Here is a 13,866-nt window from a genome sequence, read left to right on the forward strand (position 1 = left end):
TGGCTGATATGAGCACGCCCCCGGAGCCCGCCCCCCGCGAGCCGGAAGTGACCGGTCCCGCCTACCCGGAGGCCAAGCCGCGGGTGCTGCAGGACGGTCGCGACATGTTCTGGTCGATGGCCCCGCTGGTGGTCGTGTGCATCCTGTTCGCGGGGTTGCTGGGCATGTGTTCGTTCCAGGGCACGCGCACCGATGCCGGCCCCGCGCCCTCGTTCGACGCGCCCGCCGCGCTGCAGGACGACGCCGATGCGCTGCCGGTGGTGATCCGGGTGCCGGCACTGCCGGAGGGCTGGGCCTCCAACTCCGGCGGCCGCCAGGGCATCGAGGCCGGCCGCACCGATCCGGCCACCGGAGCCCAGACGCGCGCGGCGGTGTCCCGCGTCGGCTACCTCACGCCGAGCGGTCAGTACCTGAGCCTCTCGCAGAGCAACGCCGACGAGGAGCGCCTGGTGGGTTCCATCAGCCCCGGCCTGGCGCCGTCCGGGACCGAGGACGTCGACGGCGTGACCTGGGTGGTCTACCGAGGCGGGGAGGGTGAGGAACCGGTGTGGACGACGCGGCTGCCCGGGGCCGCCCAGGTTGCCATCACCGGCGCGGGCAGCGCCGACGAGTACCGCACGCTCGCCGCCGCCGTCCAGACACAGCAGCCACTGGAGAAGCGGTGACCGCGCGAGCCCCGGAGGCAGACCTCACGGGCTGGACGGTCGAACCCTTCACCGCCGCCGGCTACACCCACGACGTCTACCGCAAGGGTGACGGCCCCGGCGTGGTGCTGATCCCGGAGATGCCGGGTCTGCACCCGCACGTGCTGGCGCTGGGCAACCACCTCGTCGACAGCGGTTTCACCGTTGCGGCGCCGTCACTGTTCGGCACGCCGCTCAAGCCCGCGATGAGTCCGGGCGCGCTGCCGGTCCTGGTGAAGGGGTGCGTCGCCAAGGAGTTCGCCGCCTTCGCCACCAACGCCGACCGGCCCGTCGCGCACTATCTGCGCGCGCTGGCCCGCGACCTCAACGCGCGCACCCCCGGCCCCGGGGTCGGGGTGATCGGGCAGTGCTTCACCGGCGGGTTCGCCCTCGCCGCCGCCGTCGACGCGAGCGTCCTCGCCCCGGTCCTCAGCCAGCCGTCGGTGCCGCTGCCCCTGACCCCCGCCCAGAAACGCGACCCCGGGCTGTCCGAAGCCGAGTTGCAGGTCATCGAGCGACGTGCGGCCGAGGAGGGCCTGTGTGCGCTCGGGTTGCGGTTCAGCGAGGACTGGATGTCCCCGGCCGAACGGTTCACCACGCTCAAGAAGCGCCTGGGCGACGCCTTCGAGGTCATCGAGATCGACTCCGCGAAGGGCAATCCGGCCGGCATCTCCTCGGCTGCGCATTCGGTGCTCACCGACCAGGTCCGCGAGGTGGACGGACACCCCGCCTACGAGGCGCGCAAGCGGGTCGTCGAATTCCTCACCGAGCGGCTGGTTTCGCCGGGCCGCGCCTGAGCCGGTCGGTCAGCCACCGCCACCACCGCGGCGGGGACGGTGCGTCGTCCTCCGGCGGGCGCAGCGGAACACCCTTGTAGACCGCCAGATACACGCTGATCGTCGTCACCACGATGATCATCAGCACCGGGCCGAGCACGATGCCCCAGAAGCCGAACATCGCGATTCCCGAGAACACCGCCAACAGCATCAGCGCCGGATCCAGCCGCGCCTCCTTGGGCACCAGGAAGGGCCGCAGCACATTGTCGATGTTGGTGACGACGAGCAGATTGAACGCCACGACGAACACGCCGCCGATGACGTTGCCGAACAACGCCATTCCGATGCCGAACGGAATCGTGACGACACCGCTGCCGAGGGGGATCACCGACAAAGCGCTGAGCACGATGGCGAAGAAGAAGAACCCCTCGTGGAATCCGGCGAGGTAGATCGACACCGCACCCGCGATGCCCTGGCACAGCGCGATCACGAACTGACCTTTCACCGTTCCGCGGACCATCGCGCCGGTCTTGTCCAGGTACAGGTCGGTGATCTGTTCGCCGAGTGGGTTGAGCTGTCGGATGAGGGTGCGGATCTTCTCGCGGTTCACCAGCAGCGAGATGAAGACATACAGGAAGATCACCGCCGAGGCGAGAGCGCCGAGCACGCCGCCGAGCGCGCCCTCCAGGACGCCGAGCAGCCACTCGCCGACGCGCTGCGAGACCGTGACGACGCCGTCGCGCAGGGTGTCCGGGGTGAGGTGGATGTCGAGGAAGGGGACGCGGGCGAGCAGTTCGTTGCCGAGTTCCAGACCGCGGTCGCCCAGCGAGCTGATGTCGGTGGTGGCCATCCACTGGCTGACGGTGTCGATCATCTGGGTGATCTGCGCGATCGCGAGGACCACGACGATGCTGACCGGCACGATCACGGTCAGCAGCGCCGCGAGGACGGTCAGGGTGGCCGCCAACCCCGTGCCCAGCCGGCCGCGCAGCCGTCCATAGAACGGGGTGAACAGGTACGCGGCCACCGCCGCGACGACGACGAGGATGAAGAAGCCGCGCAGGAAGTACGCACCGAATGCCACGGCCAGGGCGGTGGCGATCGCCAGCGCCCGCTTCTGTGTGGGAGTGAAGCCGGCCGTTGCGTCGTGGTGCGGACCGTCAGCCACTGCCGGCGCCGACCGCCCCGCTCTGCTGGCCCGCGCGCTGCTGCGCGACGAACCGTGTGGCCATCCGGCCCATCAACCCCGGCGCCAGTCGCGCGAACAGCCACGCGCCGTGCGCGCTGCGCGGCCGAACCAGGATGGCCTTGTTCTGCTCGACCGCGCGCAGCGTGTCGGCGGCCAGCCGGTCGGCGTCGTAGGCCTTTGCCATCCCCTTCGCGCCGAGGTAGTAGTTGCGGCCGACGAAGCCGCCGATGGCGCCCTTGTCCAGGATCGGCGTCTCGACCGCACCCGGGCACACCGCCAGCACCCCGACCCCGTGGGCGGCGGCCTCCGAACGCAGCGCCTGCGACAGGCCGACGACGGCGTGCTTGGTCATCACGTAGCTGGTCACCAGACCGGCTGCGGTCAGGCCGGCCATCGAGGCGGTGTTGACGATGTGGCCGCACCCCTGGCGGATCATCTGCGGATAGGCCGCGGCGACGCCGTGCACCACACCGCGGATGTTGATGTCGATGATCGCGTTCCACTGGTCGAGGGTGAGCAGTTCGGTGTCCCCGCCCCACGAGATGCCGGCGTTGTTGAACATCAGGTCCAGCCGGCCGGAGCGGTCGACGACGTCGTCGACCGCGTGTTGCACCGCGGCGGCGTCGGTGACATCGAGACGTGCTGCGCGCGCTCCGATTCCGCGCGCGGTCGCCTCAGCGGCTGCTGCGTCGACGTCGGTGCACAACACCTCGGCGCCCGCGGCGGCCAGCGCCCGGCACAGTGCGGCGCCGATTCCGGATCCGGCGCCGGTGACGATGGCCTGCTTACCGGCGAAGCTCATGCCTCGGCCAGTTTCATCACGTGGCCGAGGATGTCGGGATAGCGCTTGAGGTGCGCGCCGCCGTTGAGGTCCAGCACCTCCCCGGTCATCCACGACGCGCCGGGGGAACACAGGAACGCCACCGCCGCCGCAACGTCTTCCGGTTGCCCGGCGCGCCCCAGCGGGGTGTTCTCCAGATACTCCTCGACCACGCCGGGCACGCTCGCCGCCGGATCGGTCAGCGGGGTGTGGACGAAGCCGGGCGCGACGGCGTTGACCCGGATACCGCGCGGCGCCATCTCCAGCGCGGCGACCTGGGTCAGCATCGACAGACCGGCCTTCGCCGCGCAGTAGGCGCTCATCCCGGACGCGGCCTGGCGGCCGTTGAGCGACGAGATCTGCACCAGCGCACCGCCTTCGCGCAACAGCCGGCCGGCGTGCTTGGCGACGACGAAGCCGCCGGTGAGGCAGACGTCGATCACCTCGCGGAACTGCTCGACCGGCATGTCGGTGATCATGCCGACATTGCTGAACCCGGCGCAGTTCACCACGGCGTCGAGTGGTCCGACGTCATCGAAGAGGCGCTGCACCGAGGCGTCGTCGGTGACGTCGGCGTAGGCGGCGGTGTGCGGTTCGCCCAGGTCGGCGGCGCGTTCGCGGGCGCCGTCGGCATTGCGGTCGGCCAGGACGATGCGGAATCCGTCGGCGGCCAGCGTCCGGGCGGTGGCCCAGCCGATCCCCGAGGCGGCGCCGATCACGACGGCGGTGCGGTTGGTGCTCATATGCCTCCAAACTGGAACGTGTTGCAGGCATCCTCGCGCATGGGCGGCGTGCGCACCATCAGATCCGACGGACACAGCGGAAGCCGACGTGGCTCATCCCCGTATCGACGGGTTGCCCGCGGCGGGCCGCCGGACGGTACCGACGACAGTACGAGTCCGCGCACAGGAACGATCCCCCTTTGACGACCCGGCGCGGTACCCGGAACTGCGGCTGCGCCGGGTCGTAACTGTCCTCGGCGCAGCACGCCGACCGGGTGTCGGCATAGAAGTCCGTGGACCACTCCCAGACGTTGCCGGCCATGTCGAACAGGCCGTACCCGTTGGGCGGGAAGCTGCCGACCGGGGCGGTGCGGCCGTAGCCCGGCTCGGGACGCCACGGGAAGTCGCCGTGCCAGTAGTTGGCCAGCTTGCGGCCCGGCGGTTCGGGGTCGTCGCCCCACGTGAACGCCGCCGCGGAGAGTCCGCCGCGGGCGGCGGTCTCCCATTGCGCCTCAGTCGGCAATTCCAGACCTGCCCATACCGCGTAAGCCTCGGCGTCGTCGTAGGCGACGTGGACGACGGGGTGCTCGGCGCGCCTGTCGATCGACGAGTTCGGGCCGACGGGGTGGCGCCACGAGGCGCCGGGCGTCCACGTCCACCACTGGCTGAGGTGGCGTAGATCGACGGGTCCGCTGGTCCGGCGGAACACCATCGAGCCCGGCTGCAGGTTCTGGGGCGGCGCGTCCGGATAGTCGGCCGGGTTCAAGGGGCGCTCCGCAACGGTGACATAGCCGGTAGCCGATACGAATTCGGCGAACTGGGCAGCGGTTACGGCGTGCCGCTGGATCAGGAATCCGTCGACGGCGACCTCGTGGGCCGGCGCCTCCTCCGGGTAGTGCCGGTCCGAGCCGAGGGTGGTCGTCTGGGTGGGGATCTCGACGAGATCGTCAGTCACCGAACACCGTCGTCCAGTCGTGGCGCATGCTGATCACTGTCCAGTTCCGCGCGGCTGCGTGCTCGAGCGCACGTTCCGCACCTGCGCTGTAGGCGAATTCGCGCTCACCGTCATCGTGGTTCACCAGCAGGCGCAGACCGCGGCAGTACTGCAGCATCTCGTCGTCGCCGTTCGAGTTTCCGACCGCGATCAGCGGGCGCCGCCCGATGCGGCTCCAGATCTGCACCGGCTTCTCGGGTCCGTCGTCGAACACATCGAGTGTCGGCTGGATCAGCAGATCCCCGGACTCGCTGAACTTCAGGCCCTGCGCGCTACCGATCACGCGCTCGGCCGGGATGCCGTAGATCGCCTGCGCGATCGGTCGGATGAAGTCCCGGCCGCCGCCGGAGACGATGTAGCACGTGAACTCGTTGGCTTCCAGATACCGCAACAGCTCCACCATCGGCGCGTACGTGCAGTGGCGGTACGGCCGGGCCAGCGTGGGGTGATCGGCCCCGGCGAAGAATTCGGAGACGTGTGCGGCGTACTCCTCCACGGTCAGCGACATGTGTAGCGAGAGGCCGGCCTGCGCAAGCAGTTTCAGATCGCTGTCGTCGCCCTGATAGTGCTTGGTGATGGCGCCGCCGAACCACTGAAGATCATGCACCGCGGCGGCGCGATACGGCTGTCGAGCGCCCAGATCGGGGTCCTCGGCGGCTTTGGCCGCCAGCCGGCGCACGAGGAAATCCAGCTGGATGTACGCCGGCTTCTCGCACCACAGGGTGCCGTCGTTGTCGAAGACGGCCACCCGCTCCTCGGGTGCGATGTCGTTTCCGGCCCACTGCACGAAGTCGACGATCGCGGACCTCGTCGAGGTGCCCTGCCACGAGTCGAGCATTCAGTCCGACGCCAGGAATTTCTCGAGCTTCTCGACGATCTGGTCGATGCTGAAGCTGGCCGGCGGATGCCGCGGCGGGAACTCCTTGAACGTCTCCAGAAACGCAGCCGCCCCCGCGGTCGCATAGAAGGCGAAGTAGTCGCGCCGCAGAAACCACTCGTAATACGTGTTGGACGTGATGTCGGCGTACTCGAACGGATCGGTGCGCAGATTGAACAGCTTCGGCACACGCAGTTCGGTGAAGGGTTCGGCCCAGATCCGCAGGGTGCCCTGGCACCGTTGCTCGGCGAACACGATCTTCCAGTTCTCGAAGCGCATCGCCACCAACTGCGCATCGTCGTTGAAGTAGAAGAACAGGCGTCGCGGGCTCTGCTCGACCTCACCGGTCAGGTAGGGCAGCAGATTGAACCCGTCGATGTGCACCTTGTATTCGGTGTCGCCGTCCGCACCGGCGCTGTGCCCCTTCTTCAGCTTGTCGCTGATGTCGGGATCACCCGCCGCGGCCAGCAGGGTCGGCAGCCAATCGTGGTGCTGGACGATCTCGTTGGACACGACGCCCGCTGCGATCTTGCCCGGCCACCGGATCAACTCCGGGACGCGGTAGGCGCCCTCCCAGTTGGTGTTCTTCTCGCTGCGGAACGGCGTGGTGCCGGCGTCCGGCCACGAATTGCGGTGTGGGCCGTTGTCGGTCGAGTAGATGACGATCGTGTCGTCGGCGATGCCGAGCTCGTCGAGGACGTCGAGGACGGTGCCCACGTTGCGGTCGTGGTCGATCATCGCGTCGTGGTACTCGGACTGCCACAGTCCGGCCTGGCCACGGCTCTCGGGCTTGACGTGGGTGTAGAGGTGCATGTGGGTGAAGTTGCACCACACGAAGAACGGGTTGCCCTCTGCGTGCTGGCGTTTGATGTAGTCCACGGTGCGGTCGGCGATGTCGTCGTCGATCGTCTCCATGCGCTTGGCGGTCAGCGGGCCGGTGTCCTCGATGGTCTGCTTTCCGACCGGCCCGAACTTCGGGTCGTCAGGCTCTGCCGAGACCTCGGCGGTGGCCTTGCAGTTCATCACCCCGCGCGGCAGCGCCTTCTGGTACAGGAGTGGGAACTGGTCCTTGTGCGGATAGTCGTACTGCTCTGGTTCCTCTTCGGCGTTGAGGTGGTACAGGTTGCCGTAGAACTCGTCGAAGCCGTGCACGGTCGGCAGGTGCTTGTTGAGGTCGCCGAAGTGGTTCTTGCCGAACTGTCCGGTGGCGTAGCCCAGCGGTTTGAGTAGTTCGGCGATGGTGGGATCCTCGGCGGACCAACCGATGTCGACACCGGGCACACCGACCTTGCTCATCCCGGTGCGATAGACACTCTGCCCGCTGATGAACGCCGCACGGCCGGCCGTGCAGCTCTGTTCGCCGTAGGAATCGGTGAAGCGCATGCCCTCGGCGGCGATGCGGTCGATGTTCGGGGTGCGGTAGCCCATCAGGCCGTCGCTGTAACAGGACAGGTTGGTGATGCCGATGTCGTCGCCCCAGATGACGAGGATGTTCGGTTTTCCGTCGGGCATGTCGCCTCCCTGGAAAAAGCAGATCGTGTGTCGATGGTAGGACTGCGGCATCCGTCAGGGTGCCGATTGCCCGGATCGCGGAGAACCCACCGCCACGCGCGTGTCTGGCCGCCGCACGGTGCCGACGGGCGCAGAATCTAGAGCCATGCTGGCCGTCGATCTGATCACCCGTGTCGGACTGGCGACCCTGCTGGGCGTGATCATCGGACTCGAGCGGCAGTGGCGGGCCCGCATGGCCGGACTGCAGACCATGGCGCTGGTCAGCATGGGTTCGGCGCTGTTTTTCATACTGGGCGCGTTCAGTTTCCCGGGCACCGACCCGACCCGCGTCGCGGCCCAGATCGTCTCCGGCATCGGCTTTCTCGGCGCCGGCGTCATTCTGAAACACGGGCTGTCGGTGGTCGGACTCAACACCGCGGCCACGCTGTGGGCCACGGCCGCGGTCGGCGCGCTCGCGGGCGCCTGGATGTGGCGCGAAGCCATCGCCGGTGCGGCAATCGTGGTGTTCGGCAACCTGTTCCTGCAGCCGTTGGCCCGCCGGATGGATCTGCGTAGCGGACGGAGCGCCGCCGAGGCGGCTTTCGCCTACACCGTCGAGGTGGTCGGGCCCCGGGATGCGGGCGAGCACCTCCGTGCGCTCCTCAGGACGGCTCTGCACGAGGCGGGGCTGAAGGTGACGGCCATGAGTTCGTCAGTCCGCATCGCCGCCGACGAGATGCTGGTCCGCGCCGACGTCGCCGCAGGCTCCGATGTGGGGACCGAGCTCGAGACGGCGGTGAGCACCGTGGCGACCGATGTTCAGGTCACCTCGGCGCGGTGGAGTGAGACGGGTGTGGACGCGACGGCGTGATCAGCGCAGCGCCTTCATCTTCTCGTACAGCTCGACGTAGTAGGGCAGGCACTGCGCCATCGCCTGCTCGGTGGTGAACAGCGGCCGGTAGTCGAGGTCGCGCTCGGCCTTGGCGATCGAGAAGTAGTTGTCCAGGGTGATGCGTTCGATCGCCAGCGGTTCCAGCGGCGGCTTGGGCAGACCGAAGCGGAAGTGCAGCCGCTGCCACAGCGTCATGATCGCGAGCACCATCCGCCCGGAGATCCGTACCGTCGGCAGCTTCTCCCCGCATGCCTCGATGACCGGTCGGCTGAACTCGAACATGTTGACCGGGTCGCCGTCGTTGATGAAGTACGCCTGACCGGGGGCCGTCCCACCCGGCACGAGGTGCTGCGCGGCGAGGATGAAGCCGTGCACCAGGTTGTGCACGTAGGAGTTGTCGAGCTTGACGTCTTTGCTGCCGACGAGGACTTTGACGTGTCCGGCCTGCACGCTTTCGAAGACCTTGCGGAACATCGTCTGATCACCGCGGCCCCAGATGCCGCTCGGCCGGATCGAGCACGTCAACATGTTTTCGACGCCGTTCTCGCCGAGGACGAACTTCTCCGCCACAACTTTCGTCTCGGTGTAGAGGTCGTTGAAGCGGTCGGTGTAGGGCAACGTCTCGTCGCCGGCGACGATGCGCTGTCCGCCCATCACGACGCTGTTGGACGCGGTGTAGACGAACCGTTGGACGCCGGCCGCGCGGGCGGCGCGCACCAGGTTCTGAGTACCGCCCACGTTGACGGCGAAGCTGCGCTGCCGGTACTCCTCGGTGACCGACGCCCCGCCCATCAGGTCGATGATCGCGGCGGTGTGGAACACGGTGTCCACCCCGGCCACCGCTTCGGCCACCGTCTCCGCATCACAGATGTCGCCCTCGAGCGTCTCGAGGTTCGGATGGGCCGGCAGCGGCGAGGGGGCGCGGTCGAACGACCGCACGTGGTGGCCCCGCTCCAGCAGTTCGGTGACCAGGTTGGCCCCGACGAAGCCGGAGCCGCCGGTCACCAGGACCCGGCCCAGTTCGGTCGTCAACGATGCGTCACCCATGCGGTGACTATAACTGAAACGTGTTCCAGTTTTGAAGAGTCACGCTGGAAGGCGTGGGGTCGTCAGTCGCCGTCGGCGTCGTTCGCCCCGAGCGCGTCCTCGATCCGCTTACGCGCACCAGCTAAGTGCGCTTCGCAGCATTTGGCCAGCGCTTCGCCTCTTTCCCAGAGGGTCAGCGACGCGTCGAGGTCGAGACCGCCCTGCTCGAGCTGCTGCACGACGGCAACCAATTCGTCGCGTGCCTCCTCGTACCCCATCTCACTAATGGGCTTCATCGACTCCCTCACTTACCGCCGTGATCGCGCCGTCGGCCACCCGGATCCGCAGCCGCGCGCCCGCCGGGGCGTCGGCCGTCGCGCGCAGCACGTGCGCCCCGTCGTCGTCTGTCATCGCCTGCACCACCGCGTAGCCGCGCGCCAGCGTGGCGGCCGGACCCAGTGTGGTCAGCCGCGCCGACAGATGGCCGACGCGTTCGGACTCGACGGCCACCAGCCGGGTGACGTCGCGGCGGGCGGCGGCCCGGGCGCGGTCCACCTCGGCGGCGCGGGCCTCCAGGCTCTGCAGCGGCTGGGCCAGCACCGGCCGGCTGCGCAGCTGAGTCAGGTGGTGCTGTTCGCGGCCCACCCAGTTGCGCAGGGCGCGGGCGCTACGGCGGCGCAGATCGGCGACCAGCGCCTGCTCGCCCGCGGCGTCGGGCACGATCCGCTTGGCCGCGTCGGTCGGGGTGGCCGCGCGCAGATCGGCGACCAGATCCGACAGCGGGTTGTCCGGTTCGTGGCCGATGGCGCTGACCACCGGGGTCGTGCAGGCGGCGATCTCCCGGCACAGCGTCTCGTCGGAGAACGGCAGCAGATCCTCCACGCTGCCGCCGCCGCGGGCCAGCACGATCACGTCGACGTCGTCGTCGCGATCCAGCCCGCGCAGCGCCTCCACGATCTGGGGGACGGCGTTGGGGCCCTGCACCACGGTGTTGCGCACGGCGAACCGGACCGCGGGCCAGCGGTTGGTCGCGACCGTCACCACGTCGTGTTCGGCGGCCGAGGCCCGGCCGGTGATCAAGCCGACGGTGCGCGGCAGGAACGGGATCGGTCGTTTGAGCCGGGGGTCGAACAGACCTTCGGCGTCCAACAGCCGGCGCAGCCGCTCGATGCGGGCCAGCAGCTCACCGATGCCGACGGCGCGGATCTCGCTGATGCGCAGGCTGAAGGACCCGTTGCGGGTGTAGAACTGCGGTTTGCCCAGCACGATCACCTGGGTGCCCTCGGTCAGCGCGACGGGGGCGTTGGCGACGAGGTCGCGCGGGCAGCTGACCGACAGTGACATGTCGGCGGCCGGATCGCGCAGCACCATCCACGCCGTGGTCTGGCGCAACTTCAGTTCGGTGAGCTGACCCTCGATCCACACCATGCCGAGGCGGTCGATGTACTTGGCGACCCGGGTTGCCACGGCGCGGACCGGCCAGGGATTGTCGGCCGACTTTCCCTGTTCGTCCGTCACGTCGCGCGGCCGCGGGTCACTTGGCGTTGGCGCGGGTGATCCGGTTGGCCAGCAGGGTCTGGAACGGCGCGCGGGCCCGGGTGGCGCCCTCGTAGGCGAGCAGCGACTCCAGATCGGCCACCGACAGCGAGGGCAGCCGGGCCCGGAGCTGGGCCAGGGTCAGGGATTCGTAATCGAGTTCGGTCGCGATGCCGGGGGTGGCGTCACCGGCCGGGGCCTGCTCGGGTTCGGACTCCTGGGTGACGGATGTCTCGGGTTCGCCGGTCGAATACAGCGCGAAGCGGCCCTCGGTGCGGCGTTCGCCGTCGGAGCTCGGTTCGGACGCCTCGTCGTCGTCGAACGTCGCCCATTCGGGCTGCTCGTCCTTGGGCGGGAACAGGTTGTCCAGCGCCTCATCGCCCCTGTTCACCAGGTCGGCGATGTTCTGCTGCAGATGGATGACGATGCTGGCCACCTGGCTGGCCACCGTCATCGGATACATCAGGATGGTCTGCGGCAGCTTGCGGGTTTCCTCGACCGCGGTGACGGTGACGCCGACCAGCAGACGAACCCCATAGGGTGCGGTAGCCATGCGCACAGCCTACGGCTGGGCTTTCACCCGTGACGGTCAGTACCCTGGTGTCATGCCGTCGACGATCAATATGGGGATTCCGGGCGCGTCCAGCTCGGTGACGGCCGGCGTCTCCGGTAAGCGCGTCCTGCTCGCCGAGCCGCGCGGATACTGCGCCGGCGTCGATCGCGCCGTCGAGACCGTGGAGCGTGCGCTCGAGAAGCACGGCGCCCCCGTGTACGTCCGCCACGAGATCGTGCACAACCGCTACGTCGTGGAGACCCTGGCCAAGGCCGGCGCCGTCTTCGTCGAGCAGACCGACGAAGTGCCCGAGGGCGCCATCGTGGTGTTCTCCGCCCACGGCGTCGCACCGACGGTGCACGTCGAGGCCGCCGCCCGGAACCTCAGGACCATCGACGCGACGTGCCCGTTGGTGACCAAGGTGCACAACGAGGCCAAGCGGTTCGCCCGCGACGACTACGACATCCTGCTCGTCGGCCACGAAGGTCACGAGGAGGTCGTCGGGACCGCCGGCGAGGCGCCCGATCACGTGCAGGTCGTCGACAATCCCGATGCGGTCGACAAGGTGACCGTGCGCGATCCCAACAAGGTGATCTGGCTGTCGCAGACCACGCTGTCGGTCGACGAGACGATGGAGACGGTGCGCCGGCTGCGGGAGAAGTTCCCGACGCTGCAGGATCCGCCCAGCGACGACATCTGCTACGCCACCCAGAACCGCCAGGTCGCCGTCAAGGCGATGGCGCCGGAGTGCGAGCTGGTCATCGTCGTCGGATCCAAGAACTCGTCGAACTCCGTGCGGCTGGTCGAGGTCGCGCTCGGCGCCGGTTCGGATGCCGCGCATCTGGTCGACTACGCCGACGACATCGATCCGGCCTGGCTGGACGGCGTCACCACGGTCGGCGTCACGTCCGGCGCGTCGGTGCCCGAGGTGCTGGTGCGCGGTGTGCTCGAGCGGCTCGCCGACCTGGGCTACGACACCGTGCAACCGGTCACGACCGCCAACGAGACGCTGGTGTTCGCCCTTCCGCGGGAGATCCGTCCCGCGCGCAGCAGCGCACCCGTCACGTAGCGCTCAGACGTCGTATTCCCAGTCGTCCGGATCCCAGCTGCGGCGGCTCCGGGACCGGCTCGGGTACTCGGTGCGCTCCGCACCGTCCTCATCGCCGCCCCGGTACCGCACGCGCGACACCGGATGGTGACTCGAGCTCCCCGATCCGTTCGTGCCGTTCGACGACAGCGGATCGAAATCGTCGTAATCGCGGTAACGCCGACGACGCTCCGGCCGCTCGTAGGTGGAGCGACGGTCCAGCGGCGGCAGATCCTCGCGGCTCGGCCGCTCCCGGCTGCGCCGTTCGCGCGGCTGACCGTCCCGGGTGCGGCGAGTCTCGCGCTCGCGCTGATCGCGCGACCGGCGGCGCGGCGGGGGAGCGTCGTCCGCCGACCGGGCCGGCCGCGGGCGACGGGGCCGGTCCACGACCGGTTCGATGATCTCGGTGTCGGCCGGACGAGCGTGCCGCGACCGCGACGGGGTGCCCGTGCGCTTGGTCGGCTTGCGGGCGGCGCTGCGATCGCGGTCGGCGCGAGTCCGCTCGGCCGCCGGGCGGGCGCGCCGGGGCCGGTCGGCGGCCGCGGCGCGTCTGCGTCGGGGTTGCTCGGTCTCGTCGTCGTCGTCTTCGTCGGTGCTGGGCGCACGTTTGGCCGTGGCGGCGGTGAACGCGGCGCTGAGCGCCGTCAGCAGCCCGGGTCCGGCCTTGCGGGGCTTCTCCGTCGCCGGTGCGGCGGCGGCCGCGTGCGCCGAGCGGCCGAGGTACCAGCGGGCGGCGCCGAGCAGCAGGACCAGCGCCGACGTGAAGAACATCAGCGGGAAGCGCTCGATCAACGGATAACCGCAGTTGATCGCCAGATCTTTGAGGCCGTGGATCTCGGAGCTGTGGAACAGGAAGTAGGCGCCGGGCACGGCGAAGAACAGCAGCAGCGGCGGCTGGATGACGGCGGTGAACACGCCGGACTGCCGCACGGCCAGCACGGCGAGCACGCATCCGAACCCGAAGCACACGGCGAAGACGGACCCGAGTTCCCGGTTGCCGGAGCCTGCGTCATACGCGAAGCCGATGGCGGTGAAGGTGATCGCCAGTAGCACTGCACCCCACCACGGCACTCCCGGGAAATCGGGGTGCGCGGAGCGGTGATCGGCCGGCACTGCCGACCGTGCGCGCGGTCCAGACACAGGTAGACCGTACCGGCTCGGCACAGGTGCGCGCCGCCAGCGCGCGCCGGGGCGGTCGCCGCCTCTGGCAGACTGTGGAA

15 protein-coding genes are annotated in these 13,866 nt (G+C 69.2%); 4 read left to right on the forward strand and 11 right to left on the reverse strand.

The annotated features are described in order from the left end of the window. Nucleotides 1–8 precede the first annotated feature (8 nt). On the forward strand, nt 9–665 hold the full coding sequence (locus tag A5757_RS15625) for a DUF4245 domain-containing protein (protein WP_066835671.1): 657 nt from the start codon (nt 9–11) through the stop codon (nt 663–665). Further along, nucleotides 662–1,480, forward strand: a complete 819-nt coding sequence (locus A5757_RS15630) for a dienelactone hydrolase family protein (RefSeq protein ID WP_066835673.1) — start codon at nt 662–664, stop codon at nt 1,478–1,480. The genes A5757_RS15625 and A5757_RS15630 overlap by 4 nt, the downstream gene beginning before the upstream one ends. Here A5757_RS15630 and A5757_RS15635 read toward each other — a convergent pair. The 6 genes from A5757_RS15635 to A5757_RS15660 are packed head-to-tail and all read right to left on the reverse strand — an operon-like array spanning nt 1,446 to nt 7,573. Further along, the gene (locus A5757_RS15635; RefSeq protein WP_066835674.1) at nt 1,446–2,627 is read right to left on the reverse strand and encodes an AI-2E family transporter; all 1,182 of its coding nucleotides are present in this window, start codon (nt 2,625–2,627) and stop codon (nt 1,446–1,448) included. The genes A5757_RS15630 and A5757_RS15635 overlap by 35 nt on opposite strands. Beyond that, nucleotides 2,620–3,450, reverse strand: a complete 831-nt coding sequence (locus tag A5757_RS15640) for an SDR family oxidoreductase (protein WP_066835677.1) — start codon at nt 3,448–3,450, stop codon at nt 2,620–2,622. The genes A5757_RS15635 and A5757_RS15640 overlap by 8 nt, the downstream gene beginning before the upstream one ends. Then, nucleotides 3,447–4,211 carry an SDR family NAD(P)-dependent oxidoreductase gene (locus A5757_RS15645; RefSeq protein WP_066835679.1) on the reverse strand — a complete coding sequence of 255 codons (765 nt, stop codon included), beginning with the start codon at nt 4,209–4,211 and terminating at the stop codon, nt 3,447–3,449. Before A5757_RS15645 ends, A5757_RS15640 begins: the two co-directional genes overlap by 4 nt. Before the next feature lie 58 nt (nt 4,212–4,269). After that, nucleotides 4,270–5,145 carry a formylglycine-generating enzyme family protein gene (locus A5757_RS15650; RefSeq protein WP_066835681.1) on the reverse strand — a complete coding sequence of 292 codons (876 nt, stop codon included), beginning with the start codon at nt 5,143–5,145 and terminating at the stop codon, nt 4,270–4,272. Further along, the gene (locus tag A5757_RS15655) at nt 5,138–6,022 is read right to left on the reverse strand and encodes an HAD family phosphatase (protein ID WP_066835686.1); all 885 of its coding nucleotides are present in this window, start codon (nt 6,020–6,022) and stop codon (nt 5,138–5,140) included. Before A5757_RS15655 ends, A5757_RS15650 begins: the two co-directional genes overlap by 8 nt. Next, nucleotides 6,023–7,573, reverse strand: a complete 1,551-nt coding sequence (locus A5757_RS15660) for an arylsulfatase (RefSeq protein WP_066835688.1) — start codon at nt 7,571–7,573, stop codon at nt 6,023–6,025. It lies immediately after the preceding gene. 145 nt (nt 7,574–7,718) lie between these two features. On the opposite strand from A5757_RS15660, the gene A5757_RS15665 reads away from it, so the two are divergent. After that, complete coding sequence (locus tag A5757_RS15665) at nt 7,719–8,423, forward strand: MgtC/SapB family protein (RefSeq protein WP_066835690.1); 705 nt, start codon at nt 7,719–7,721, stop codon at nt 8,421–8,423. Here A5757_RS15665 and A5757_RS15670 read toward each other — a convergent pair whose 3' ends face one another. The 4 genes from A5757_RS15670 to A5757_RS15685 all read right to left on the reverse strand — a co-directional run bounded on the left by A5757_RS15670 (nt 8,424) and on the right by A5757_RS15685 (nt 11,559). Further along, nucleotides 8,424–9,491: an NAD-dependent epimerase/dehydratase family protein gene (locus tag A5757_RS15670; protein ID WP_066835692.1), complete on the reverse strand. Its 1,068-nt coding sequence runs from the start codon at nt 9,489–9,491 to the stop codon at nt 8,424–8,426. 62 nt (nt 9,492–9,553) lie between these two features. Then, nucleotides 9,554–9,766 carry an exodeoxyribonuclease VII small subunit gene (locus A5757_RS15675; RefSeq protein ID WP_066835694.1) on the reverse strand — a complete coding sequence of 71 codons (213 nt, stop codon included), beginning with the start codon at nt 9,764–9,766 and terminating at the stop codon, nt 9,554–9,556. Continuing rightward, nucleotides 9,753–10,988 (reverse strand): exodeoxyribonuclease VII large subunit, encoded by a 1,236-nt coding sequence (gene xseA / locus A5757_RS15680; protein ID WP_066835696.1) that lies wholly within the window; start codon nt 10,986–10,988, stop codon nt 9,753–9,755. Before xseA ends, A5757_RS15675 begins: the two co-directional genes overlap by 14 nt. Before the next feature lie 16 nt (nt 10,989–11,004). Then, the gene (locus A5757_RS15685) at nt 11,005–11,559 is read right to left on the reverse strand and encodes a lipid droplet-associated protein (RefSeq protein WP_066835698.1); all 555 of its coding nucleotides are present in this window, start codon (nt 11,557–11,559) and stop codon (nt 11,005–11,007) included. 52 nt (nt 11,560–11,611) lie between these two features. Here A5757_RS15685 and A5757_RS15690 point away from each other — a divergent pair, with 52 nt between their 5' ends. After that, a complete protein-coding gene (locus A5757_RS15690) occupies nt 11,612–12,628 on the forward strand; it encodes a 4-hydroxy-3-methylbut-2-enyl diphosphate reductase (RefSeq protein ID WP_066835903.1) in 1,017 nt (338 codons plus the stop codon). A 3-nt stretch (nt 12,629–12,631) separates the two neighbouring features. On the opposite strand, the gene A5757_RS15695 is transcribed toward A5757_RS15690, so the two are convergent. Next, on the reverse strand, nt 12,632–13,786 hold the full coding sequence (locus A5757_RS15695; RefSeq protein WP_066835700.1) for a DUF6542 domain-containing protein: 1,155 nt from the start codon (nt 13,784–13,786) through the stop codon (nt 12,632–12,634). Nucleotides 13,787–13,866 lie beyond the last annotated feature (80 nt).

The organism is Mycobacterium sp. 852013-51886_SCH5428379 (assembly GCF_001665575.1).
In the GTDB taxonomy this organism is placed as follows: domain Bacteria; phylum Actinomycetota; class Actinomycetes; order Mycobacteriales; family Mycobacteriaceae; genus Mycobacterium.

What these genes read in the sequence shown, in the direction of transcription:
- A5757_RS15625 (WP_066835671.1), top strand. Translation starts at nt 9, where the DNA reads ATGAGCACGCCCCCGGAGCCCGCCCCCCGCGAGCCGGAAGTGACCGGT.
- A5757_RS15640 (WP_066835677.1), bottom strand. Translation starts at nt 3,450, where the DNA reads ATGAGCTTCGCCGGTAAGCAGGCCATCGTCACCGGCGCCGGATCCGGA.
- A5757_RS15645 (WP_066835679.1), bottom strand. Translation starts at nt 4,211, where the DNA reads ATGAGCACCAACCGCACCGCCGTCGTGATCGGCGCCGCCTCGGGGATC.
- A5757_RS15655 (WP_066835686.1), bottom strand. Translation starts at nt 6,022, where the DNA reads ATGCTCGACTCGTGGCAGGGCACCTCGACGAGGTCCGCGATCGTCGAC.
- A5757_RS15660 (WP_066835688.1), bottom strand. Translation starts at nt 7,573, where the DNA reads ATGCCCGACGGAAAACCGAACATCCTCGTCATCTGGGGCGACGACATC.
- A5757_RS15665 (WP_066835690.1), top strand. Translation starts at nt 7,719, where the DNA reads ATGCTGGCCGTCGATCTGATCACCCGTGTCGGACTGGCGACCCTGCTG.
- A5757_RS15670 (WP_066835692.1), bottom strand. Translation starts at nt 9,491, where the DNA reads ATGGGTGACGCATCGTTGACGACCGAACTGGGCCGGGTCCTGGTGACC.
- A5757_RS15675 (WP_066835694.1), bottom strand. Translation starts at nt 9,766, where the DNA reads ATGAAGCCCATTAGTGAGATGGGGTACGAGGAGGCACGCGACGAATTG.
- A5757_RS15685 (WP_066835698.1), bottom strand. Translation starts at nt 11,559, where the DNA reads ATGGCTACCGCACCCTATGGGGTTCGTCTGCTGGTCGGCGTCACCGTC.
- A5757_RS15690 (WP_066835903.1), top strand. Translation starts at nt 11,612, where the DNA reads ATGCCGTCGACGATCAATATGGGGATTCCGGGCGCGTCCAGCTCGGTG.